We start from the raw sequence: 23021 nt of genomic DNA on the forward strand, positions 1-23021 counted from the left end.
GAGGTTAATATGTATAGAATATTAATGATAGACGATGATAAAAGTTTTTTGAAAATATATTCAAAGATTATTGCCAGCAACGGATATTATGTTCAGGCTAAGTCAGATATATGGGAAGCCATGGCTTTATTGGAAAAAGAAAGTTTTAATATTGTCATTCTGGATGTGGTCATGCCTCAAATGAATGGGGTAGATCTGCTGAAAAAAATAAAGGAGAAAAACTCTGAACAGCTGGTCATGATGCTCACTGGAGAAGGGTCTATTGCCGGAGCGGTAGAATCTATGGAGAATGGTGCCTATACTTATATGATAAAACCATTTGAAATAGACCAGCTGATTTTAAATATAAAAAAGGCAGAAGAGTTTTTAAAACTGAATGATGAGAACGTAAAGTTAAGAACACAGCTGAATGATATGACACGGAATATTGCAGTAGTAGGAAACTATGAAGCCATGGATTCTTTAAAAAAACAAATAAAGCAGATTGCACCTACAAATTCTAGTGTACTTATCACTGGAGAGAGTGGTACGGGAAAAGAAATTATTGCAAATCTGCTGCATTATAACAGTGATCGGCGAGAGGGTCCGCTAATTAAAGTAAATTGCTCAGCATTAGCAGAAAACATATTGGAGAGTGAATTATTCGGCCATGAGAAAGGTGCTTTTACAGGGGCCATAGCCACCAAAAAGGGACGCTTTGAAATGGCTACAGGAGGAACCTTATTTCTGGATGAAATCGGGGATATGCCCTATGCCCTTCAAAGTAAACTTTTGCGTGTATTGCAGGAAAAAGAAATCGAACGAGTGGGAGGAACCAAAACAATAAAGGTGGATTTCAGATTAATTTGTGCCACCAATAAAAATTTAGAGGAAGAGATAACAAAGAATCGTTTTAGGGAAGACCTTTATTTCAGAATCAATGTGGTTCCTCTGACCACGACTCCACTAAGGGAAAGAAAGGATGACATTCTTCCCATCATGGAATATTATCTGGATTACTATGCGGATGAAATGAGCAAGAGCAAGGTGAAAATCAGTGACCAGGCAAAACGGGTCCTTACGGGCTATTCCTGGCGGGGAAACGTAAGAGAACTGAAAAATATGGCAGAAAGATTAATTGTATTTTCCAGTGGGGAGGATATTCAGGAATATATGCTTCCCAAAGAGGTAAGGCAACCAGTAAAAGTGCTGCAGGAAGAAGAAAATAGTTCTGAAAGTATAAATTTAAGAACTGCACGAAATCAATTTGAAAAACAGTTTATTACAGAAATGCTTATTAAGAATAATGGAAATATAACGGCTACTGCTGAACAGATTGGTATAGCCAGAAAAAATCTTCAGGCCAAAATAAAACTGCTGAAGGTAGACAAAGCAGAATTGAAAAATGAAGTGTAACAACAATCATGCATGGCTGCTACAAAAAAGTAGCCGTCGGGTATGAAAAGGTAGCACTTTTCTCTGGTTTATTTTTGTGTAGTTGAACAGGTCCAGTGGACTCATTAAATTTGAACATGGAGATTCCTTTAAATAAGTGCACATGAAAATTTTTTTGTATAAATAATTAAAACGAATGAAAGATGGCATCGATATTGCTTTTTATAAATTATATAAAAAGCTTTTTTATTATTTTTATTTCGTTTTTATGAAGAAAGGAGAATTTTCATGAGTGAGCAGACAAAGAATACAAATTCTGATCAACATTTGAAACGTGTGCTTAAACTTAAAGACTTAGCCATTTATGGAATCGCTTTTATGACTCCTATTGCACCGGCATATATTTATGGCAGTGCTTCAGTGACTACAGGGGGACTCTGGCAATGGCTTATCTGGTTGCCATGGTTGCCATGCTTTTTACGGCTACAAGTTATGGCAGAATGGCAGGAGCTTTTCCTGTGGCTGGCTCCACCTATTCTTATACTCAGAAGGGCATTAATCACCACTTAGGGTTCTTTGCAGGATGGGCAATCTATCTGGATTATGTACTGGTACCCCTCATTGTATTTATTACAGGGGCTCTTTATGCCAATGCTGCTGTACCGGAGGTACCGTATTTTGTATGGGTATTAATCATAGCCGGTGTAGTAACTGTAGTTAACTGTATTGGTGTTCAGATGGCTGCCAAGACAAACCTGGTTCTTGTGGCAGTTATGGGGCTATTGTGCTGATGTTTATCATAGTGTGCGCCAAGGCTGTTCTTGGAGGTGCTGGTGAAGGAACACTGATTTCATCAAGACCGTTTTTTAATCCAGGAGTAACAAATGTTAATGTACTTGTGGCCGGGGGCGCTTTAGCTTGTTTTTCTTTCCTTGGTTTTGATTCCATTACTACTATGGCAGAAGAAGCAATAGAACCTAAAAAGGATATTGGCAGGGCAGCAATTATTGCCTGCGTTGCAGGAGGACTTATATTCATAGTACAGGCTTATGTAGCCCAGCTGGCATGGCCAGATTATACAACTTTTAAAAGTGCAGATACCGCTTTGTTTGAGGTTGCACAAATGGCAGGTGGAACTATTATGTCAGGACTTTATACTTTTGCAGTAATTCTGTCAACCTTTACAGCAGGTATTGCAGGTCAGTCCAGTGCAGCCAGACTGATGTATGGGATGGGACGTGATGAAGTACTTCCTAAAAAATTCTTTACCTATCTTCATCCTAAATTTCAGACCCCTGTATTAAATATAATGATTATGTGTATTATCGGGGTTGTTGGTTCTTTACTTTTGAACCTGACCTTGGTTTGTGAATTAATGAACTTCGGAGGGTTATTTGGGTTTATGTGTGTAAACCTGTCCGTAATCGTTTATTTCTTCTTCCGTAAAAGAGAGAGAAATGTTATAAAATACTTTATTTTGCCTGCGTTGGGCTTTATTATCTGCTGTTATTTATGGCTACACCTTTCAAAATTATCATTTATTGTAGGCTTTAGCTGGCTTCTGATAGGTCTGATCTTTGCCGCAATTTCAACTAAAGGATTTAAGATTAAACCTAAAATTTATGAAGAGTAAATAAATCAAAAAATAAAAATTATTGTATATAAAGTCGTAGGACTAAAGGAGGATAAAATGAAACCTAATCCAAAATACATATCATACTATTATGAAACCATGACGGAATGGCCCGATATTATTGTGGATCCGAAAAAAACAGCGCTTTTAATTGTTGATATGCAGAAAGAATTTGTATCAAGAGAAATAGGGGAGTCTGTTACTTTCAGGGAAATGGGGGAATGGGAAAGATGGTTGCCTTTCCATGACAGACTGGATGAAACAGTGATTCCCAATAATGTAAAACTACTGGAATATTTCAGAGAGAAGGATATGACAGTTACCTTCGGCCGTATTGCCTGCTTAAGACCTGATGGGGAAGACCGTACCCCTGTGCAGAAAACAGAAGGCTGGAATGGTATTTTTCTTTATGTAAACACGGAAGAGGCAGAAATGATAGATGAATTAAAACCTCTTCCAAGTGAAATAGTAGTAAACAAAACTACTGACAGTGTGGTATCAGGAACAAACTATTCCAGATTAATAAGAAATATAGGTATTGATACTGTAGTAGTGACAGGTATTGTTACAGACCAGTGTGTAGCAGGCACAGTAAGAGGCCTTGCCGACGATGGATTCAAGGTAATATGCGTGGAGGACGCCTGCGCAGCATCCTGTATGGAACTTCATGATGCAGAGCTGAAAATCATGAATAACTTATATTGCAATGTATTAAGCACAGAAGAAACCATAGGTGTTTTAGAAGGAAAATTAAAATAAAGAAACCACATAAGAATGCAAAGGTTCTTATGAAAAATCTGTCTGATCATTCATCGGACAGATTTTTTTTGTAGAATTTTAAATTATATGATAAAATTAAGGAAATCTTAAGGTTTGGTAAATATTAGCGTAAGATTTGACCTCTATATTAATAATTAAAATTACAAAAATAATGGTGAATAGAGATTTTAAGGGGGAAAACAACGAAAATGAATATACTTGAGAAAGTAAGACATTATGCATGTATACAGCCTCTTGCAAAAGCAATGGTATCCGATGAAGAGGAGATAACTTACCAGCAGCTGGATCTGCTGTCTGATTATCTTGCCACCTATCTGGAGCAGATTTGCGGTGAAAATAGAGAGCCCATAGCAGTCTATGGACATAAATCGGTATATATGCTTATTTGTATGTTAGCCTGTGTAAAGTCAGGCCGGGCTTATTGCCCAATAGATGTTTCTGTCCCTGATATGCGTACACAGCTGATTTTAAATAAAATGGAGTCTCCAGTAGTGCTGGCTACAGAGGATTTGAACTGCGAATCTCACAGAATCATTGATAAAGAAGAGATAAAGCGGATTATTGAGCTACAGACAAAGGGGATTTCTTCTGATAAATGGGTAAAAGCTGATGAAACATTTTATATTATATTTACCTCAGGAAGCACAGGAGAGCCAAAGGGAGTACAGATTACCTCCAATTGTTTAAATAACTATCTGGACTGGTCTGTTATGCTTGGAAGTACCTGGAAGGATAAGATTGGAAATGTCTTTTTAAATCAGGCACCTTTTTCCTTTGATTTATCTGTTATGGATTTATATACCTGTTTAGCCAGCGGAGGTACTTTATGGGCACTGACTAAATCTGTACAAAGCGATTTTAAGTTGTTGATGGAATCCTTAGGCAATTCCCATGCGGGGATTTGGGTTTCTACTCCTTCTTTTGCAGAGATTTGCCTTGCTGACAAGCAGTTCAATGAGGCTTTGATGCCGGACCTTCAGATTTTTTTGTTCTGCGGGGAAACCTTAACAAAGGATACAGCAGCAAAGCTGCTGGAACGATTTCCTCGTGCCAGTGTTATCAATACCTATGGCCCGACAGAATCAACGGTAGCAGTTACAGATGTTACCATTACCAGGGAAATCTGTGCAGCCCACAGTTCACTTCCTGTTGGAAAATCAAAGCCGGGGACGATTATAGAAATTAGAAATGATACAGGACAAGTAGTTAAAGACGGAGAAAAAGGCGAAATCGTTATTATTGGAAATACGGTAAGCAGTGGGTATTATAAGTCGCCAGAGTTAAGCCAGAAAGCTTTTTTTGAAGAAGAAAAAGGAAGTCATATATTAAGGGGATATCATACTGGAGATGAAGGGTATCAAAAGGATGGAATGCTTTACTATTGTGGGAGAATGGATTTACAAGTAAAACTGCATGGCTATCGTATTGAAATTGAAGATATTGAGAATAATCTTTTAAAGCTGGGAGAAATACAAAGAGCAGTGGTTATACCTAATATCAGCAGGGAAGGTAAAACAAAGAGTTTATCAGCTTATGTAATATATAAGGGTATGATTAGTGAACCTTTCAATACAGCACTAGAATTAAAAGAGAAATTGAAAGAGTTTCTTCCGGATTATATGATACCTAAAAAGTTTGTCTTTTTAGATGAGTTCCCAATTACCAATAATGGTAAAATCGATAGAAAGCTTTTAGGGGGGCTGTCAAAGTGACACTGTACGGAGGATATTTATTTTATACATGTTTGATATTGGCTCTTATTCCGGCAATATTACTTGGAGTTATGCAAAAACCTCTCAGACTTTATACCTTAGGAATATCTATAGTATTTATCTGTCTGGTTTTGGCAGGGGATATAAAGCAGTTATTGTGTTTCAGCGGTTTCTTTTTAGCAGAGCTTGCCATAGTGAAAGGATATCTGCTTTTAAGAATTAAATATGGGCGTAATGAAAAATTATATTATATTACAGTATTTCTCAGCATTTTACCGCTTATTTTAAATAAATGCTCACCGATTTTTAACTTGAATGTTTTTGGAATAATAGGCATTTCCTATTTAACTTTCAGGACTGTGCAAATGGTCATTGAGATTTATGATGGTATCATCACGGAAGTACCTGCCTTCGAATATGCTGGCTTTATATTATTTTTCCCGGCGTTGAGCTGCGGGCCTATAGACCGAAGCAGGAGATTTCATGAAGACTGGGTAAAAGTCTATAAACGTGAAGAATATTTAGAATTAGTGGGCACAGGCTTATTTAAGATACTGCTTGGTCTAATTTATAAACTGATACTGGCAGTACAATTCTATAAATGGATGGGATTTTTTGACGGAAATCAATGGTACTGTGGTATAGGGTATGCATACCTGTATGGGTTTTATCTGTTCTTTGATTTTGCAGGATATAGCATGATGGCTGTGGGAACCAGCTATATATTAGGAATCCAGACACCTGATAACTTCAGAAGACCTTTTATTGCGAAAGATATGAGGGATTTCTGGGATCGTTGGCACATAAGTTTATCTTACTGGTTCAGAGATTTTATCTTTTCACGTTTTATAATGAAGTGTGTAAAGAAAAAATGGTTTGATACCAGGTTGCAAAGAGCTTCAGCAGGGTTTATAGTAAATATGTTTATAATGGGTATGTGGCATGGATTGACGATCTCCTACCTGTTATATGGATTGTATCATGGGGTGTTGTTAGCACTGACTGAGATATATCAAAAAAAATCACAGTTTTATAAGAAGAATAAGGACCAGAAAGCTTACAGGTTTATGTCATGGTTTGTTACATTACAGCTTGTAATGTTTGGATTCTTAATCTTCTCAGGGAAATTTGTGGAAATATTAAATTTAGGGGGAAACTAAAATGAAAGAAAAAATTTTGGATATGTTAGCAGAAATATGTGAGGATGATATTGTAAAAGAAAATCTGGATATTGATTTACTGAAAACAGATTTGTTAGATTCTCTTGGATTTGCAGAAATGCTTGCTCTGATAGAAGAAGATTTTGGCATAGTGCTGTCTCCATCCGAGTTTCAACGGGAGGATTTAAGCACACCTGCAAAAATTATAGAGATTATAGAATCAAGAGGGTAAGACGGTGAAGAAGGTAAAGGCATTTATTATTGCATTGATGTTATTTTGCTTTACAGTATATGGGTTACATATATATAGTATTCAAGCTATAGCATTAGATAACAATGCTTTTAGTACGTGGCCCAATAAGGCTAAATTTAACTCTCCAGATGCAATCAGAGCCAATTTAAATTCAAATTCCATCGTAGTATTTGGCTCTTCTGAATTTGAACATGGACAGAGAACTATATATCATCCAAAAGCAATGTTTAAGGATTTTCAATTTAACCCCATGCTGATTGGAGCAGGGTATTATCAATGTCTCGAACATGCGATTACCCTTGGGGCCGTAGGCAATGATATTCCCACGAAAAAAGTTGTATTATTATTATCCCCTTCCTGGTTTAGAAAGGGAGGTGTTGTTAATACTGCTTTTGCTTCTCGGTTCTCAGAGGGAAGTTACATTGAGATGCTAAAAAATGATAAGATATCTCCTGAAACCAAGGAGTACATTAAAAACAGGACAGAAAAGCTGCTTCAGGTGGATCAGTCTACATTAAAACGTATTAATGTCTATAACCGTGTACTGATGGGTGATAACGCATCTGTTATGGACGATCTGAGTTATCATGTGTACGAAAATTACTTACTGGAGAAAGACCGCCAGGGGGTTATTATCCAGGCAAAACTTTTTAATCTGAAGTCTGATCAGAATAAAGATAATCATGACCGACAGATTGACTGGGGGGCCTATATGGATAAAGCACAGGCACAGGGGGAAAAATATAATAACAATCCTTTTTATATGACCCCAAGAGGATTTATGAGAGCACAATACAAATTAAGCGGAAGAATAAGTCCTAACAAGAAACGTGTGGAAAATTGCTACGTAAAATCTGCTGAATACGATGATTTTAAGTGCTTTTTGGATTTATGCAAACAACTGAATGTGGAACCTTTAATTGTAGCACTTCCTGTGAATGGATACTACTATGATTATTCAGGATTCCCTGCAAAGACAAGAACGCAATACTATGAAAAAATTAAAGCGATTACTAAAGAGTATGGAGTTCAGATGGTAGATTTGTCAAATGAAGAATTTACTAAATACTTTTTTGAGGACGGCATACATCTTGGAGGAAAAGGATGGGTTACAGTCAATGAAGTACTTTACAACTTTTATAACAAAAATGAAGAGCAGCCAGAAGTTTAAAATGCTTGGCTGGGTAGTTGTTTTCTATGGTTTAATGATGATTATATACCTGTATCTGATGAATGCCAATTTATCAACGGCACCAGTATATGTGTATTCTCAATTTTAAAGAAATAAAAAAGCCGGATATTATAAACGGCTTTTTTTTATGCCTTTTTATTGTTCTGTAACAGCTGAAGGTTTATTAAAGAAACATGCACACAATATAGCGGTGATGGGGATGATTAAAATACAGCCTATGCCGCTTAGTGTAATAGATATAAACTCCTGACAGAATTGCTTGGAATTTATCATCTGTGCAAAAGAGAAATCATTGATAAACTGGATAAACAGAGTGAGATATTCTGCGATGTAAATAAAAAATAAAGTATTGATTGTGGAACTTAATATATCCCTGCCAATGTTTATGCCAGATTGGAACAATCTTTCTTTTGATAAATCCGGATTATTCAGGTGAACTTCATAGAGAGCTGAGGTGACTGCAAGGGCTGTATCAATGATAGCCCCTATAAAAACCATTAGAATAACAGATATCTGGATATACATCATATTTCTGCTGATATTTCTTGAATAACCATTTGAATCCTGGATAGAAAGCTGATCCACAGGAAATCCCTGAATGTTTGATGTAGATACAATCCTGAAGATGAACAGAAAAAGGATTGCAATCACAATCAATACGGATATAAAAGACAGCTTTGTTTTTATATTGATTTCATTCTGATAAAAAAGAGTAACCAGGCTTATGGCGATACAGGATATTATTGTTGATACCAGAGGATTTAATCCGATGTTAATAACAAAAATAGTGCATAAAAGAATAGCACCATTAAAGGCTAAGGTAATCAGTGATTTTGCAGTTCGGTCGCCTCCAACTAAAAGAATTAAACCGATAAGGATGATAGTTAATACAATCAGCATTTTCCAATTCTCCTTCCATGTAATAAATAAACAGCTAAAATTGAAAAAGGTATAGCCGCCACTATTCCGATACTACCCGTTAAAAATCTGGCTACTTCGAAGAATACATTGTACCGGATAACGGTCATAAATTTTATCTGATTCTGCATAGATAAAATAAACAGTGGTATACAAGCAGATACATTGGTAAAAAAGATCATGTTGATCATGGTACCAGTAATATCTTCACTCAGTTCCCTGCAGGATGAGAGTAACGCTTTTCTTGATATGCAGCTGTTCTTCCTTAAAAGTTCTGAAGCACAGGAAGTGATGGTTACAGCGATATCTATAATTGCACCCACGCAGCCCATTAGAATTTCTGAAAGAAAAAGTAAATCTGCGTCGGAACGTTCATAAGGATGAATCAGATATTCTAGAAATTCATAGTCAATATCCGGGGTAAACCGCATAACAAAATAAGCCAGTACTGTAACAAAAGCAATAGAGGCCAGTGTAGCACAGAGGGCAATAAAAGTGTTTGTGCTTCTTCCATGTATAAGAAATAAGATTATAGATGAAAAAAGCACGGACATTACCATGGAGAGCAGCAGAATATTCATCCCCTTATAATTTAAAAGAAGCATCCCATAGAACAAGATAATATTTATAACAAGGCACAAAAGAGTAAAAAAGCCCTGAGTACCGCCCACAATAATAAGAAGGTCTATTAGTGTAAGGACTACGGCTGCAACGTGATAATCCCGTTTGACCCCTGAAATATTAGCCGTAAAACCATGATCGCCTTTCGTAAGGTTTTCAACAAAAAGGGAGGTTCCAGCAGAATATTTATCATCATATACGAGAGATTCCGCATAGGTATTTTGCAGAGTTACCAGTTGTCCTTTATAAGGACCATTTTTTATGACCGCCTTGATATGCTGCTTGTAATAATTCTCTGTGTTACCTGAAACTGAGCTTTTATTTTCTAAATATGTGTCATGTACAACAGTGGCTTTTACAATAGTGGAATCGTATAAGCTATAATCATTACATACCAAGAAAAAAAGCAATAAACTGGTCAGGATTATTGCAGAAACTTTAATTATAGTAAATTTTTTAATTTGAAATCTATTATGCATTTTGTTAAACATCCTTAATATCTAAAAATATATACAGATTATATATCCAGAAGGGCAGGATGTCAAAAATCCTTTAGTAGTTTTGGTGTTTTTATTGAAATTAAATCTTATTTGAGGTAAAATGCATTGGTGAGTTTTATAAAAGTGTTTTAGAAAAGTAGGGAGGAACTATGGAAAACAGAATGTTATTAAAAGGTAAAAACCGTAATGATATATACAAATTGATTTATGAATCTAAAGGCATATCAAAGCAGGATATTGCCAGAGTTTTAAATCTCAGTCTGCCAACTGTGAGCCAGAATTTAGCGGAGTTAAAAGACCGGGGGCTTATTGTAGAAGATGGGACCTTTGAATCTACAGGAGGAAGAAAAGCCAGGGTCATATGCAGCGTGGATGATTTTAAAGTTGCTTTGGGGCTGGATATTACACGAAATCATGTGAGTCTGGTGCTGGTAGACTTAAAAGGTTCTGTACTGCACAGCCGCCGTATTCGATATGAATTCAGAGATGAAGAAGAGTTTTACAAAGGATTAGCAGATCTTATTGACGATTTTGTGGCACAAGGAAATATAAATCCGGAAAAGATACTGGGATTAGGGGTATCTTTACCTGCCATAATAGGTGAAGATGGCAGGAGTATAACTTATTTAACGGTATTGCCAGCTCCTGATGATTTATACGACAGAATGTCAAAATATATCAGATATAAGCTGGAATTCTTCAATGATGCCAATTCCGGTGGATTTGCAGAGTTCTGGCGTAGGGCTTCACAGGACCCCATTGTGTATATTTCTTTAAGTAACAGTGTAGGTGGTGCTATCATGTACTCCCAAAGTTCCTATACCGGAATCAATCAGCGAAGTGGGGAATTTGGTCACATAACTCTGGTTCCAGAAGGGAAGAAATGCTATTGCGGACAAAAAGGATGCGCCGATGCATATTGCAATGCTAAACTTCTTTCGGATTTGACCGAGGGTAACCTGTCGGAATTCTTTAAACGACTTGATGAAAAGAATCCGGAATGTTTAAAAGCTTTTGATGAATACTTGTATTATCTATCACAACTGGTATGCAATCTGAGGATGACCTTTGACTGTGATGTGGTGCTGGGAGGATATGTAGGCAGCCACATGGAAAATCATATAGGAAGACTTACTGAACTGGTTAATAAACGAAATCCTTTTGAAAAAGGTGGCAATTATGTAAAGGTATGCAACTATAAGTTTGAGGCTTCTGCAGTAGGAGCGGCATTGCATTATCTGGACAATTACATTATGAATGTGTAGAAAAGTTTTATAATATTTTAAAATTTAAATGAAAAGATTGACATGAAAATCAGTAAAGTGTATACTTTTTATAAACTTATGTAAAGTAGATATACAAAAGTATTTGACATATCGGTCGAAATTTGGTCAAATTTTGGAAGGAAAGGGGACTTTACCATGAGCGAGGAAATAAAATTAAGAGTTTCTCAAATAGAAAAATCTTTTCCAGGAGTTAAAGCTCTTGATAAAATTGACTTTTCAGTTCGCAAAGGTACGGTTCATGCTCTTTGCGGAGAGAATGGAGCCGGAAAATCAACCCTGATGAAGATTATAAATGGTATTTACAAGCCGGAGGCAGGGCAGATTTATATTGATGAACAGCCGGTGCAGGTTAAAGACCCAATACAGGCACGGAATCTGGGCATTGCCATGATTGCTCAGGAGCTTAATTATGTTCCGGAAATGTCGGTAGAAGAAAACTTATTTCTGGGAAGGCTTCCAGTAAATAATTTTGGAAAAGTTAAATGGAGAGAGGTTCGACAGAATACTTTAAAATTCCTGAAGGATGAAGGACTGCATTATAAACCGGATCAGAAACTGAAAACTTTAACTGTTTCAGATATACAAATGCTGGAAATCATTAAAGCTATTTCTAATGATGCACAGGTAATTGTAATGGATGAACCAACGTCAGCCATTACCCAGAAAGAAGTAGATTTACTGTTTAAAAAGATAGCCCTTTTAAAGGAAAAAGGGGTAAGTATTATTTACATATCCCATAAATTAGATGAGGTTTTCCAAATTGCAGATGACATCACGGTATTCAGAGACGGAACCGTTGTAAAGAGTATGAGAGCAGATGAAACGGATATCAATGAAGTCATCGCCATGATGGTAGGACGCAAGATGGAAAATATATATCCTAAAGAAAAACTGCAAACTGGTGAAACTCTTTTAGAGGTTAAAGATTTATGCAGTGATAACCTATATGAAAATGTTTCATTCCATTTAGACAGAGGTGAAATCATAGGATTTGCCGGATTAGTGGGAGCCGGGAGGACAGAGGTAATGAGATCTTTGTTCGGATTGGATAGTATATCTTCCGGAGAAGTTTATATTTCAGGAAAAAAGACTTCCATCAGAAATGTAGCAGGAAGTATCAGAAACGGCATGATTATGCTTTCAGAAGACAGAAGAAGATATGGAATCGTTCCAGTGAGAAGTGTTATGGAGAATGCCAGTCTGTCCTCTTTAGAGCAATTTGTATATGGAGGATACGCTCATAGGAAAAAGGAGAAAGATACTGTGAAATCATATTTTCACAAGATGAATGTGAAGACTCCTACTCTTGAAACAAGTATTCAGTCTTTATCCGGCGGCAATCAACAGAAAGTACTGTTAGCAAAATGGATGCTAAGAAATCCGGATATTATGATTTTGGATGAACCTACAAGAGGTATCGATGTAGGGGCCAAGTTCGAAATATACAAACTGATGACGGAAATGGCCAGAGAGGGCAAAGGCGTTATAATGGTCTCATCAGAGCTGCCTGAACTTATTGGCATGTGTGACCGTATATACGTTATGTGTCAGGGCAGAATTGAAGGGGAACTCCAGAAAGAAGAGTTTTCCCAGGAAGCAATCATGAAGTTTGCTACAGGAACATGTTAAGGGAGGATGTAAAACAATGAGACTAAGGGATAGTGCAAGCACAGCAATGCAGAAATACTCCATATTTTTTGTTTTGCTGGTAATGATATTTATATCGGCCGCTATGAATGATAATTTTTCAGTGCAGGAAATCTTACAAATATAGGAAGACAGCTGGCTGTTGCAACTATACTGGCTTATGGTGAAATGCTACTTATTATCAGCGGTATGCTGGATTTATCGGCTGGTGCAGTTTTAGCACTTTCCGGTGTGCTTTCAGTAAATTTTTATAAGACTACTGGCTCACTGCTGGGAGCCTTTTTAGTAGCTATTGCAGTAGCAGTTGCCTGTAACCTTGTAAATGCCTTTTTTGTGGCAAACTGCAAAATGCCAGCATTTATTGTTACTTTAGCCATGACCATGGCAGCAAGGGGTTTGGCTCTGTTATATACCCAGGGTCAGAATATTCTTCAGATTGGAGATTACAGAATATTTGGACAGGGAAAACTGACAGACATACCAATTCTGGAGAAAATAACATTTTTGGATTCGGTGCCTATTCCCATAGTTTTCTTGATACTAATGACTATAATCATCTGGTATATATTAAATCATACTAAGTTTGGGCGCTCTCTTTATGCTATAGGAGGGAACGAAGAAGCCGCTATTGCGTCTGGAATCAATGTAATTTCATCAAAATATAAAGCGTTCATTATAAATGGTATTCTTGTGGGAATATCCGGAGTACTTTTCATGTCACGTGTAAATGCAGGACTTCCAAATGGTGCTGTGGGATATGAAATGGAAGGTCTGACAGCTGCCATTGTAGGTGGCACAAGTTTCTCCGGCGGAGTGGGTACTACTCTGGGAACCATGGTTGGCTCTTTCATCATCGGATGTTTAAACAACATTATGAATCTCCAGGGCGTAGACTCCTACGTACAGCAGGTTGTTAAAGGCGGTATCATTGTAGCTGCTGTTCTTTATGATCTGAAATTTAAAAACAAAAAAAGCGTTAAAGTAATTTTAGGAAATAAAGATAAGAAGAACAATGAAAATGTTAATTAATTTTTTAAGGCTCCAATTTTATTTATTATATAAATGTAAAGAAAGAAAGGAAAAGAGCATTATGAAAAAGAAAATTTTATCCCTTCTATTAGTTTTAACTCTTGTATTTGCCACATTTGCAGCTTGTGGAAAAGCTGAAAGCAAATCCGATGATAAAGAAGGCAAGACTTATAAGGTAGCTTATATCGCCAGAGCTCAGTCTGACTCTTTTGCTGCATGGCTTGCAAATGAAATGAAGGCAGCCGCAAAGGAATATAAAGACATTGATCTTGAAGTCTTTGATGGACAGGCTGATGACGAAAAAGAAAATGCTGCAATCGAAAATGCCATTTCTAATGGATTTGATGCAATCATTGTTCAGCCAAACAATGGTGAGGCTCAGAGACCTTATGTAGAACAGGTTGTTGACGCTGGTATCATTGCTATCACCACTAATGCTCGTATTGATGGCATTAAAGGTGCTTCTTCCGTTGACGCAGACCCATATCTTCAGGCTAAAGTTAATGCAGAACAGGCAATCAAACAGGTACCACAGAATGGAAGAGTTGTTGTTCTAAAGGGACCTTCAGGAAACTTCCACGCAGATGAAAGACTAAAAGCATGGAAAGAAGTATTCTTTAAAGCAAGACCAGACGTAAAAATTGTTGGTGAAGATTTTGCAAACTGGAATAAAGATGAAGCTATGCAGCTGATGGAAGACTGGGTTACATCACAGGGTAAAATTGATGCTATTATTTCTATGAATGATAATATGGCAGCAGGCGCTTTGGAAGTAGTTAAGGATAATCCAGATTATAAGAATATTTTATCTTACGGTGTAGATGGCACTGCAGAAGCTTGTCTTCTTATTGAACAGGGTAAGATGACTTCAACTTGCTTACAGTCTGCAATCGATCTTGCAAAATTAAATATGGAAACGGTTCACAAACTACTAACAGGTGAAGAAAAACAAATCGATACAAATATTGAAGAAGTACTTATCACAAAGGATAATGCAAGCCAGTATGTAAAAATGTACCGAGAAAGAGGACTAATCACTGAGTAATTAATGACTGATATAAAGGTGCCTTGAGACTAAATTAAGGCACCTTTCTTATATAACAGAAAAGAAAGGATATAAAGGCATATGAAAAACAGAGCAGCTTATATGACAGAGCTAAATAAAATGGAAATCCGTGAAATACCTGTACCTGAAGTGAAAGAACAGGAGGTATTGGTCAAGCTTGAATACGTGGGCATATGTGGCTCCGATGTTCATTACTTTCACGATGGCAGATGCGGAGACTTTGTAGTAGATGGAGAATTTATGCTGGGGCATGAATGTGCAGGCACAATAGTTAAATTGGGAAGTGGTGTAACTAATCTTACAATCGGTGACAAGGTAGCCTTGGAACCTGGTATTACCTGCGGCCAGTGTGAATTCTGCAAAACAGGAAGATATAATCTTTGCCCGGATGTACAGTTCTTAGCTACTCCTCCAGTTCAGGGATGCTATGAAAACTATATTGCATTTCCTGCCAATATGTGCTTTAAGCTACCAGAGAAGATATCCACCAAAGAAGGGGCATTAGTAGAACCTTTATCTGTAGGCATGCACGCAGCATCTCAGGGACAGATTGGACTTGGAGACCAGGTAGTCATTCTTGGTGCAGGATGTATAGGACTTGTTACATTACTTGCATGCAAGGCTTACGGTGCTACAGACATTACAGTAGTAGATGTTATTCCTAAGCGCCTTGAATATGCAAAGAAACTAGGAGCAACAAGAACAATAAATGGTAAGAATACAGATGTTATCGCTGAAATAGAAAAACTGACAAATGGCATGGGCGTAGAAAAAGTAATTGAAACAGCAGGTTCACCAGTTACTATAGCTCAGACTCCATATCTGGTAAAGAATGGTGGGACTATTGTTTTAGTTGGGTTGTCAGCAGATCCTGAAATTAAATTTAACTTTGGCAAGATTATGGCTAAGGAAGCTAAGATTGAGTCAGTATTCAGATATCGAAACGTATATCCTAAGGCCATAGCAGCTATAGCAGATGGCATCATTGATGTATCAGGAATCGTAACTCATGAATTTGAGTTTGACCATATTCAGGAAGCTTTTGAATGTGCTATAAATGATAAGGATAATGTTGTTAAAGCAGTAATTAAAATCACGGAGTAACAAACTATGGAATATTTATTGGGAATAGATATAGGAACTTCTGGAACAAAGACAGTTTTGTTTGATACTGATGCAAACACAGTAAGTTCCAAAACATGTGAGTATCCTCTTTATCAGGAACAGAACGGCTGGGCAGAGCAGGATCCACTGGACTGGTGGAAGGCAACAGCTGAAGGTATTCAGTATGTAATAACACAATCAAGGGTGAATCCCAAGGATATAAAAGGAATTGGCCTTTCAGGCCAGATGCACGGACTTGTTATGCTTGATTCCGATGGACTTCCTTTGCGAAGATCAATCATCTGGTGTGATCAGAGGACTGGTAAAGAGGTAGAAGATATGAACCGACTTCTGACACCAGAGAAGTTGATTGACATTACGGCCAACCCAGCCTTGACCGGTTTTACCGCAGCAAAGATTCTCTGGGTCAGAAAAAATGAGCCGGAAGTTTATAAACAGTGTGCTCATATTTTATTGCCTAAAGACTATATACGATATAAGCTTACAGGAGATTTTGCAACAGAAGTCTCTGATGCATCAGGAATGCAGCTTATGGATGTATCAAAGAGAGACTGGTCTGATGAGGTTCTGGATACACTTGAAATAAACAGGGGGCTGCTTGGAAAAATGTATGAATCACCGGATATAACCGGACAGGTTCATCAGGGGGCAGCAGCAGAAACAGGTCTTATGGCTGGTACGATTGTTGTAGGAGGAGCTGGAGACAATCCGGCTGCAGCTATAGGAACCGGAATTGTAAGTGAAGGAAGTGCCTTTACAACCATCGGTACTTCAGGAGTTGTTTATGCAATTTCAGATAAAGTTGCTATTGACAAAAAGGGCCGAGTGCATACATTATGCGCTTCAGTTCCAGGAAAATGGACGGTTATGAGTTGTACACAAGGAGCCGGACTTTCCCTTCAATGGCTTAGAAACAATGTATGCAGCAATGAAGTGGCAGAAGCAAAAGAAAAAGGCGTTGACCCTTATGAAATCATGACCGCTATGGCAGCAAAAGTCCCCGTTGGTGCGGACAGGCTGGTATATCTGCCATATTTAATGGGTGAACGTTCCCCTCATCCGGATCCGGACTGCCGTGGAACTTTCTTTGGCCTTTCAGCCATTCATGAAACAAAACACCTGATCAGAGCAGTACTGGAAGGGGTTGCCTATTCTCAGCTGGAATGTGTAGATGTTTTCCGGGAAATGGGCGTAAATATAAACGACATGATGATCTGCGGAGGTGGAGCGAGAAGTGATATGTGGAGGCAGATGTTTGCTGACATGTATCAATGTCCTGTAAGTACCATTCAGGCTGAACAGGGTGGTGCGTTGGGAGCTGCCATACTGGCGGGAATCGGTGCAGGTGTATATAAGGATTTGGAATCCACCTGTAAAAAGCTTATTTTGAAAAAGTCCATACAGGAACCTATTAAATCAAACAGTATGGAATATCAGAAGTACTATAAATTATATAAAGAATTGTATATAACGTTATTTGACAGTTACAAAAAATTAGCTGCCCTGTAAACGTTAATCATCATATGATGGAGCTATCCCGTGAGAATAAGTAATGTGCATACAAGAAGAAAACAGATACCTGTTTGCACGTATTTATTTACGAGAGAGCTCCTTTTTTTAAAATGTATACGTATTTAATACATTGACACTATGATTCATTTAAAGTAGAATGTAGGGGAAGGAAGGTTAAACGTTTAACCGAAGTAAGATGAAGGAAATTACCATGAAAAAAAGCATAACGATAAAAGAAATTGCAGAAAAGGCACAAGTTTCAATAGCTACAGTTTCTATGGTTTTAAATAAAAAAGATAAAAAAATCAGCCAGGCAACAAGAGAAAAGATTTTAATTATTGCAGAAAAATATAATTATACACCCAATACCATGGCAAGAAGTCTCATTACAAAGCAGACTCGTACAATCGGTCTGATTATACCCGATATTGTAAATCCATTTTTCCCTGAAATAGCAAGAGGCGTAGAGGATAAAGCCAGTGAGTTGGGATATAGTGTCATCTATTGCAATACAGATGACAAAATAAAAAGAGAAGATAAATATATTAACGTATTAACGGAAAAAATGGTGGACGGTATTATTTTTGCACACTCTTCTGACAGGCAGATGGGCTTTGACAGTTTAGACAGATGTAAAGTCCCCATTCTGTTAATAGACAGAGATTATGAAAATAAAAATGTCATAGGACGGGTTGTAGTAGACAACAAAAAAGGTGCTTATATGGCAACTTCGTATCTGCTGGACAGAGGCTATAAAAAGATTGCATATATTGCAGGTTCTATAACAACTACCACTGCAATTGGAAGACTAGAGGGATATAACCAGGCTCTTACGGAAAGAAAACTTGTTATAGATAATCGTTACATAAAGGTGGGAGAGTATAAGATGCAGTGGGGAATGCAGGCTGCAGAGCAACTGCTCTGTGAAAAAGAACCTGCTGACGCAATTTTCTGCGGTAACGATTTAATTGCCATCGGGGCAATAAAAAAATTAAAGGAATATGGTTTAAGAGTGCCAGAAGACATTGGAATTGTAGGATTTGACGACATTTATCTGGCAAGTCTGGTGGAGCCGCCACTGACCACCATAAAACAGCCCAATTATGAAATGGGTTTTAAAGCCGCAGAGCTTCTTATAAAAAATCTGGAAAAAGGCAGAGTGAACAGCGTAAAAAATGAGAATAATAAAATTTTAGCGAAAGAAAATAATATATTACTTCCAACTGAACTAATTATTCGAATGTCTACTAAATAATTTTCAAAGAGGTGTAGTTAAAATGAAGAAAAATTTGCTAATTAACTCCGAAATATCCTATTGCATTTCAAAATTGGGACATAAAGACAGTATCGTTATAGGTGATGCAGGACTGCCAGTTCCGGATGGTGTGAAACGCATAGATCTGGCATTATCTGAGGGTATTCCCTCATTTACATCAGTGTTAAGGGCTGTTTTGTCTGAACAGGAAGTGGAAAAGATTATTCTTGCAGAAGAAATACGGACGGTCAGCAGTGAATTACACGATGAAATTCTGGCGCTATGCAGACAATCAGAGAAAATGTTTGAGATTGAATATATGCCCCATGAAATGTTTAAGGAAAGTACAAAAAAATGTAAATGTGCCATAAGGACAGGTGAATTTACTCCTTTTGCAAATATCATATTAATATCGGGCGTAGTTTTCTAAGGAGGATATAAATGCATAAAAAGATTGTGACCATGAGCGGGATAACCAAGGAGTTTTCCGGAGTTACAGTGCTGGATAAGGTTGACTTTACTATATATGAAGGCAGAATTATGGCACTCCTTGGAGAAAATGGAGCGGGAAAGTCAACGTTGATGAAAATTCTTACGGGCGTATACGAGAAGTCATCCGGGCAAATACATTTAAATGATGAACCTGTTGATTTTAAAAGTACAAAGGAGTCCCAGGAAAACGGAATAGCCATTATACATCAGGAACTGAACCTCATAGGACACTTATCTATAGGTGAAAACATATTTTTAGGCAGAGAACCAGTAAACAGGTTTGGAAAAATTGATTGGCGAAAATTATACAGCGAATCTGAAAAATGGATTTCTATGTTGGGGCTAAATGAGAACCCCAGACAAATTGTAAATAATATCAGTGTTGGTAAACAACAGTTGGTGGAAATAGCTAAGGCCTTATCTTTAAATGCAAAAATAATTATTATGGATGAGCCTACGGGAGCATTAACCATTTCTGAAACAGAAAAACTGTTTAGTGTAATAGGAAAGTTGAAGGCGCAGAACCATAGCATTGTTTATATTTCACACAGGCTAGAAGAAATATTTAAAATTTGTGATGATATAACGGTTTTACGTGATGGAAAGTTAATCCGGGAAGTACCTGCATCGGAAGTTGATGAAGATAAGCTCATAGAAATGATGGTAGGAAGAAAACTGGAAGAACAGTATCCAAAATCCAATTCAGAAATAGGTGAAGTGATTTTTGAAGTTAAAAATCTTACAAATAAGTTTGTCAGCAATGGGTCTTTTCAGTTGAAAAAGGGCGAGACATTAGGCATTGCAGGACTTATGGGCTCAAGCAGAACAGAACTTGCCAGAACAATTTATGGAATATATAAAATGGATAAAGGCGAAATTTTTATAAATGGTAAAAAAATCCATATTAACAGTCCAAGAGATGCCATAAAAGCAGGGATTGCCTACGTTTCAGAAGACAGAAAGACCAATGGCATTGTTTTAGGCATGAGCATAAAAGAAAATATAACTCTTACTTCCTTAAAAAGTATCAGCGGAAGACTGGGATATGTTTTCAAGAAAAGGGAAGAAGAAGTCAGTCAGGAATACGTTAAAAATTTATCTATTAAATCCAGTGGGACCAAACAGCTGGTCAAATATTTAAGCGGAGGAAACCAGCAAAAAGTTTCTATTGCAAAGAATCTGTTTGCAGATCCCAGCATCCTTATTCTTGATGAACCAACAAGAGGTGTTGATGTAGGGGCTAAAAAGGAAATTTATAATTTAATTAATAAATTCAAGCAGGCTGGTGTAAGTATTATTATGATTTCTTCGGAAATTCCTGAAATTCTCGGCATGAGTGACCGGGTTCTGGTGATGCATGAAGGGCATATCAGTGGAATATTGGATATGGATAGTGCGAATCAGGAGAGTATTATGAGTTTAGCTGTAGGGAAGGGTGTGTAGTCAAATTGAAATGGACATCTAATGATAGTGTTAAGGATATAATCAAAAAAAATAAACCGTTAATTGTTTTACTCCTATTAAGTATTGCTATGGCTTGCTTAAGTGATAGTTTCTTTACATGGAGGAATCTGCTTACCGTTCTTAGGCAAACCTCGATAAATGCAGTGATTGCTACCGGCATGACCTTTGCTATCTTAATTGGGGGCATTGATCTTTCTGTGGGTTCTGTTCTGGCCATATGCGGTGCCATTGCAGCAAATCTCATTGCCTCAGGTATGGACATAATTTTAGCAATACTCATTACTTTATTTTTAGGCCTGGCCATTGGAATTGTAAATGGTCTGCTTATTAGTAAAGGGCGGTTACAGCCTTTCATTGCAACATTGGGAACCATGACATTACTTAGAGGTTTTACGCTGGTATATACCCAGGGAAAACCCATTGGAACCGGTGACGGTGCGGGAAGCCTCATTTTTGGGAAAATTGGGTCAGGCTATATATTAGGGCTGCCTATTCCAGTATACATTATGATTATTGTATTCGTCATTGCTTACTACATTTTAAGACATCTGCGCATGGGAAGATATATTTATGCTCTGGGCTCTAATGAGGAAGCAACCGTTTATTCAGGCATTAAAACCGATAAGGTTAAACTCTTTGTATATGGAGCCTCTGGAATCCTGGCCGCCTTGGCAGGAATCATTGTTACAGCCAGACTAGGTTCTGCACAACCTACTGCCGGAGCAGGATATGAACTGGATGCCATAGCCGCAGTAGTACTCGGAGGAACCAGTATGTCGGGCGGTGTAGGAACCATCGGAGGAACTGCTATTGGTGCATTGATTATAGGTATATTGAACAATGCTTTAAACTTATTGCAGGTGCCTTCTTATTATCAGGATGTGGCTAAGGGTGCAGTAATACTGTTTGCTGTTCTGCTTGACAGAAAACAGAAGGCCGCCAGATAAAACGTTATGTTATTTAATCGATGGGCGATTAAATATATATTGTATGTATTGTTAATTTAGGAGGATGAAAAATGAAGAAGATTTTAGTGGTTTTGCTGGTACTTATTTTAGCACTGGGAATGTTCGGATGTGGAAATAAGGCTGCTGCTCCAGATGACAAAGCTGACAAAAAGGCAACAATAGGCTTGATTGTATCAACTTTGAATAACCCTTTCTTTGTGGATCTCAAAGATGGTGCTCAGGCCAAGGCGGATGAGTTGGGAGCTAAACTGGTGGTTCTTGATTCACAGGATGATTCAGCTACAGAGCTTTCAAACATGGAAGATTTAATCAACAAGGGTGTTGACCTGATTCTAATCAATCCTACCGATTCAGAAGCAGTGGGGAGCGCTGTGGCTGCTGCTAATGAAGCAGGCATTCCGGTAATCACTCTTGACAGATCAGCTAATAAGGGCGATGTTGTTTGTCATATCGCTTCTGACAACGTGGCTGGAGGAAAACTTGCAGGTGACTTTATTGTTGAAAAGCTTGGAGGAAAAGGTAACGTTGTAGAACTTGAAGGTGTTCCAGGAGCTTCTGCTGCTATTGACAGAGGTAAAGGCTTTAATGAAGCAATCGCTAAGAGTAATATTAAAGTTGTAGCTAAACAGACGGCTAATTTTAACAGAGCAGAGGGATTATCTGTAATGGAAAATATTTTACAGGCTCAGCCAGAAATTAATGCAGTATTCGCTCATAATGATGAAATGGCATTAGGTGCTTTAGAAGCAATTAAAGCTTCCGGCAGAGATATCATGGTTGTTGGTTTCGATGCTACTGATGATGCAGTTAAAGCAGTTAAGGCTGGTGAAATGGCGGCTACTGTTCAGCAGCTTCCAAAAGAAATTGGAGCAGAAGGTGTTGATGCTGCCATGAAAGTGATTGGTGGAGAAAAAGTAGACAAATCCATTCCAGTTAAACTTTCACTTGTTACGGAATAAAAGAGTAAGATTCGGTTATATATTAAGGGATAAAGCCATTACAGCATACCATATTTGGTATGCTGTAATGGCTTT

At 37.6% G+C, this 23021-nt stretch carries 22 protein-coding genes; 20 read left to right on the plus strand and 2 right to left on the minus strand.

What is annotated here, in order from left to right:
* The first annotated feature begins 9 nt into the window (after nt 1–9).
* From Ami3637_RS11695 to dltD, 8 genes are all read left to right on the plus strand, one after another.
* Nucleotides 10–1395 carry a sigma-54-dependent transcriptional regulator gene (locus Ami3637_RS11695; RefSeq protein WP_162362739.1) on the plus strand — a complete coding sequence of 462 codons (1386 nt, stop codon included), beginning with the start codon at nt 10–12 and terminating at the stop codon, nt 1393–1395.
* A gap of 422 nt (nt 1396–1817) precedes the next feature.
* A complete protein-coding gene (locus tag Ami3637_RS17960) occupies nt 1818–2165 on the plus strand; it encodes an amino acid permease (RefSeq protein ID WP_162362740.1) in 348 nt (115 codons plus the stop codon).
* Complete coding sequence (locus Ami3637_RS11705; RefSeq protein ID WP_162362741.1) at nt 2165–3007, plus strand: APC family permease; 843 nt, start codon at nt 2165–2167, stop codon at nt 3005–3007. The genes Ami3637_RS17960 and Ami3637_RS11705 overlap by 1 nt, the downstream gene beginning before the upstream one ends.
* Nucleotides 3008–3064: 57 nt before the next feature.
* A complete protein-coding gene (locus Ami3637_RS11710; RefSeq protein WP_162362742.1) occupies nt 3065–3766 on the plus strand; it encodes a cysteine hydrolase family protein in 702 nt (233 codons plus the stop codon).
* 209 nt (nt 3767–3975) lie between these two features.
* Nucleotides 3976–5499: a D-alanine--poly(phosphoribitol) ligase subunit DltA gene (gene dltA, locus Ami3637_RS11715; protein WP_162362743.1), complete on the plus strand. Its 1524-nt coding sequence runs from the start codon at nt 3976–3978 to the stop codon at nt 5497–5499.
* Nucleotides 5496–6659, plus strand: coding sequence for a D-alanyl-lipoteichoic acid biosynthesis protein DltB (gene dltB, locus Ami3637_RS11720; protein ID WP_162362744.1), 1164 nt, complete (start codon nt 5496–5498; stop codon nt 6657–6659). The genes dltA and dltB overlap by 4 nt, the downstream gene beginning before the upstream one ends.
* Nucleotide 6660: 1 nt before the next feature.
* Nucleotides 6661–6891, plus strand: coding sequence for a D-alanine--poly(phosphoribitol) ligase subunit 2 (gene dltC / locus Ami3637_RS11725; RefSeq protein ID WP_162362745.1), 231 nt, complete (start codon nt 6661–6663; stop codon nt 6889–6891).
* Between the two features lie 4 nt (nt 6892–6895).
* Complete coding sequence (dltD, locus tag Ami3637_RS11730) at nt 6896–8083, plus strand: D-alanyl-lipoteichoic acid biosynthesis protein DltD (protein WP_162362746.1); 1188 nt, start codon at nt 6896–6898, stop codon at nt 8081–8083.
* Nucleotides 8084–8239: 156 nt separating this feature from the next.
* Here the strand turns inward: dltD and Ami3637_RS11735 are convergent, their stop codons facing one another.
* Both Ami3637_RS11735 and Ami3637_RS11740 read right to left on the minus strand, forming a co-directional pair.
* Nucleotides 8240–9004, minus strand: coding sequence for a YibE/F family protein (locus Ami3637_RS11735; protein ID WP_162362747.1), 765 nt, complete (start codon nt 9002–9004; stop codon nt 8240–8242).
* The gene (locus Ami3637_RS11740; protein WP_162362748.1) at nt 8998–10122 is read right to left on the minus strand and encodes a YibE/F family protein; all 1125 of its coding nucleotides are present in this window, start codon (nt 10120–10122) and stop codon (nt 8998–9000) included. Before Ami3637_RS11740 ends, Ami3637_RS11735 begins: the two co-directional genes overlap by 7 nt.
* A gap of 170 nt (nt 10123–10292) precedes the next feature.
* Between Ami3637_RS11740 and Ami3637_RS11745 the strand changes: the two genes are divergently transcribed.
* The 12 genes from Ami3637_RS11745 (at nt 10293) to rbsB (ending at nt 22946) form a co-directional block, all read left to right on the plus strand.
* Nucleotides 10293–11408 carry an ROK family transcriptional regulator gene (locus Ami3637_RS11745; protein WP_162362749.1) on the plus strand — a complete coding sequence of 372 codons (1116 nt, stop codon included), beginning with the start codon at nt 10293–10295 and terminating at the stop codon, nt 11406–11408.
* Nucleotides 11409–11564: 156 nt separating this feature from the next.
* Nucleotides 11565–13058: a sugar ABC transporter ATP-binding protein gene (locus Ami3637_RS11750; protein WP_162362750.1), complete on the plus strand. Its 1494-nt coding sequence runs from the start codon at nt 11565–11567 to the stop codon at nt 13056–13058.
* 16 nt (nt 13059–13074) lie between these two features.
* Nucleotides 13075–13203 (plus strand): hypothetical protein, encoded by a 129-nt coding sequence (locus Ami3637_RS18660; protein ID WP_330586622.1) that lies wholly within the window; start codon nt 13075–13077, stop codon nt 13201–13203.
* A gap of 41 nt (nt 13204–13244) precedes the next feature.
* The gene (locus Ami3637_RS11755) at nt 13245–14105 is read left to right on the plus strand and encodes an ABC transporter permease (protein ID WP_330586623.1); all 861 of its coding nucleotides are present in this window, start codon (nt 13245–13247) and stop codon (nt 14103–14105) included.
* A gap of 61 nt (nt 14106–14166) precedes the next feature.
* Nucleotides 14167–15150 (plus strand): sugar ABC transporter substrate-binding protein, encoded by a 984-nt coding sequence (locus Ami3637_RS11760; RefSeq protein ID WP_162362751.1) that lies wholly within the window; start codon nt 14167–14169, stop codon nt 15148–15150.
* A gap of 81 nt (nt 15151–15231) precedes the next feature.
* Nucleotides 15232–16275, plus strand: coding sequence for an NAD(P)-dependent alcohol dehydrogenase (locus Ami3637_RS11765; RefSeq protein ID WP_162362752.1), 1044 nt, complete (start codon nt 15232–15234; stop codon nt 16273–16275).
* A gap of 6 nt (nt 16276–16281) precedes the next feature.
* Nucleotides 16282–17805 (plus strand): xylulokinase, encoded by a 1524-nt coding sequence (gene xylB / locus Ami3637_RS11770; protein WP_162362753.1) that lies wholly within the window; start codon nt 16282–16284, stop codon nt 17803–17805.
* A gap of 214 nt (nt 17806–18019) precedes the next feature.
* Entirely contained in the window at nt 18020–19063 is a 1044-nt protein-coding gene (locus Ami3637_RS11775; RefSeq protein WP_162362754.1) for a LacI family DNA-binding transcriptional regulator, read from the plus strand.
* Nucleotides 19064–19085: 22 nt separating this feature from the next.
* The gene (gene rbsD, locus Ami3637_RS11780) at nt 19086–19493 is read left to right on the plus strand and encodes a D-ribose pyranase (RefSeq protein ID WP_162362755.1); all 408 of its coding nucleotides are present in this window, start codon (nt 19086–19088) and stop codon (nt 19491–19493) included.
* Between the two features lie 11 nt (nt 19494–19504).
* Nucleotides 19505–20998 carry a sugar ABC transporter ATP-binding protein gene (locus Ami3637_RS11785; RefSeq protein ID WP_162362756.1) on the plus strand — a complete coding sequence of 498 codons (1494 nt, stop codon included), beginning with the start codon at nt 19505–19507 and terminating at the stop codon, nt 20996–20998.
* 5 nt (nt 20999–21003) lie between these two features.
* Entirely contained in the window at nt 21004–21966 is a 963-nt protein-coding gene (gene rbsC, locus Ami3637_RS11790; protein WP_202931050.1) for a ribose ABC transporter permease, read from the plus strand.
* Between the two features lie 71 nt (nt 21967–22037).
* On the plus strand, nt 22038–22946 hold the full coding sequence (gene rbsB, locus Ami3637_RS11795; RefSeq protein WP_162362757.1) for a ribose ABC transporter substrate-binding protein RbsB: 909 nt from the start codon (nt 22038–22040) through the stop codon (nt 22944–22946).
* The last annotated feature ends 75 nt before the right edge of the window (nt 22947–23021 follow it).

It is taken from the genome of Aminipila terrae (assembly GCF_010120715.1).
Classification (GTDB): domain Bacteria; phylum Bacillota; class Clostridia; order Peptostreptococcales; family Anaerovoracaceae; genus Aminipila; species Aminipila terrae.

Bases quoted from the DNA above. Each gene is read 5' to 3' on its own strand.
- Ami3637_RS11740 (WP_162362748.1), bottom strand. From the start codon at position 10,122: ATGCATAATAGATTTCAAATTAAAAAATTTACTATAATTAAAGTTTCT.
- Ami3637_RS11765 (WP_162362752.1), top strand. From the start codon at position 15,232: ATGAAAAACAGAGCAGCTTATATGACAGAGCTAAATAAAATGGAAATC.
- rbsD (WP_162362755.1), top strand. From the start codon at position 19,086: ATGAAGAAAAATTTGCTAATTAACTCCGAAATATCCTATTGCATTTCA.
- Ami3637_RS11735 (WP_162362747.1), bottom strand. From the start codon at position 9,004: ATGCTGATTGTATTAACTATCATCCTTATCGGTTTAATTCTTTTAGTT.
- Ami3637_RS18660 (WP_330586622.1), top strand. From the start codon at position 13,075: ATGAGACTAAGGGATAGTGCAAGCACAGCAATGCAGAAATACTCCATA.
- dltA (WP_162362743.1), top strand. From the start codon at position 3,976: ATGAATATACTTGAGAAAGTAAGACATTATGCATGTATACAGCCTCTT.
- Ami3637_RS11705 (WP_162362741.1), top strand. From the start codon at position 2,165: ATGTTTATCATAGTGTGCGCCAAGGCTGTTCTTGGAGGTGCTGGTGAA.
- dltC (WP_162362745.1), top strand. From the start codon at position 6,661: ATGAAAGAAAAAATTTTGGATATGTTAGCAGAAATATGTGAGGATGAT.
- xylB (WP_162362753.1), top strand. From the start codon at position 16,282: ATGGAATATTTATTGGGAATAGATATAGGAACTTCTGGAACAAAGACA.
- Ami3637_RS11695 (WP_162362739.1), top strand. From the start codon at position 10: ATGTATAGAATATTAATGATAGACGATGATAAAAGTTTTTTGAAAATA.
- Ami3637_RS11750 (WP_162362750.1), top strand. From the start codon at position 11,565: ATGAGCGAGGAAATAAAATTAAGAGTTTCTCAAATAGAAAAATCTTTT.
- Ami3637_RS11785 (WP_162362756.1), top strand. From the start codon at position 19,505: ATGCATAAAAAGATTGTGACCATGAGCGGGATAACCAAGGAGTTTTCC.
- Ami3637_RS11760 (WP_162362751.1), top strand. From the start codon at position 14,167: ATGAAAAAGAAAATTTTATCCCTTCTATTAGTTTTAACTCTTGTATTT.
- Ami3637_RS17960 (WP_162362740.1), top strand. From the start codon at position 1,818: ATGGCTTATCTGGTTGCCATGGTTGCCATGCTTTTTACGGCTACAAGT.
- Ami3637_RS11775 (WP_162362754.1), top strand. From the start codon at position 18,020: ATGAAAAAAAGCATAACGATAAAAGAAATTGCAGAAAAGGCACAAGTT.
- rbsB (WP_162362757.1), top strand. From the start codon at position 22,038: ATGAAGAAGATTTTAGTGGTTTTGCTGGTACTTATTTTAGCACTGGGA.
- Ami3637_RS11745 (WP_162362749.1), top strand. From the start codon at position 10,293: ATGGAAAACAGAATGTTATTAAAAGGTAAAAACCGTAATGATATATAC.
- Ami3637_RS11710 (WP_162362742.1), top strand. From the start codon at position 3,065: ATGAAACCTAATCCAAAATACATATCATACTATTATGAAACCATGACG.
- Ami3637_RS11755 (WP_330586623.1), top strand. From the start codon at position 13,245: ATGCTACTTATTATCAGCGGTATGCTGGATTTATCGGCTGGTGCAGTT.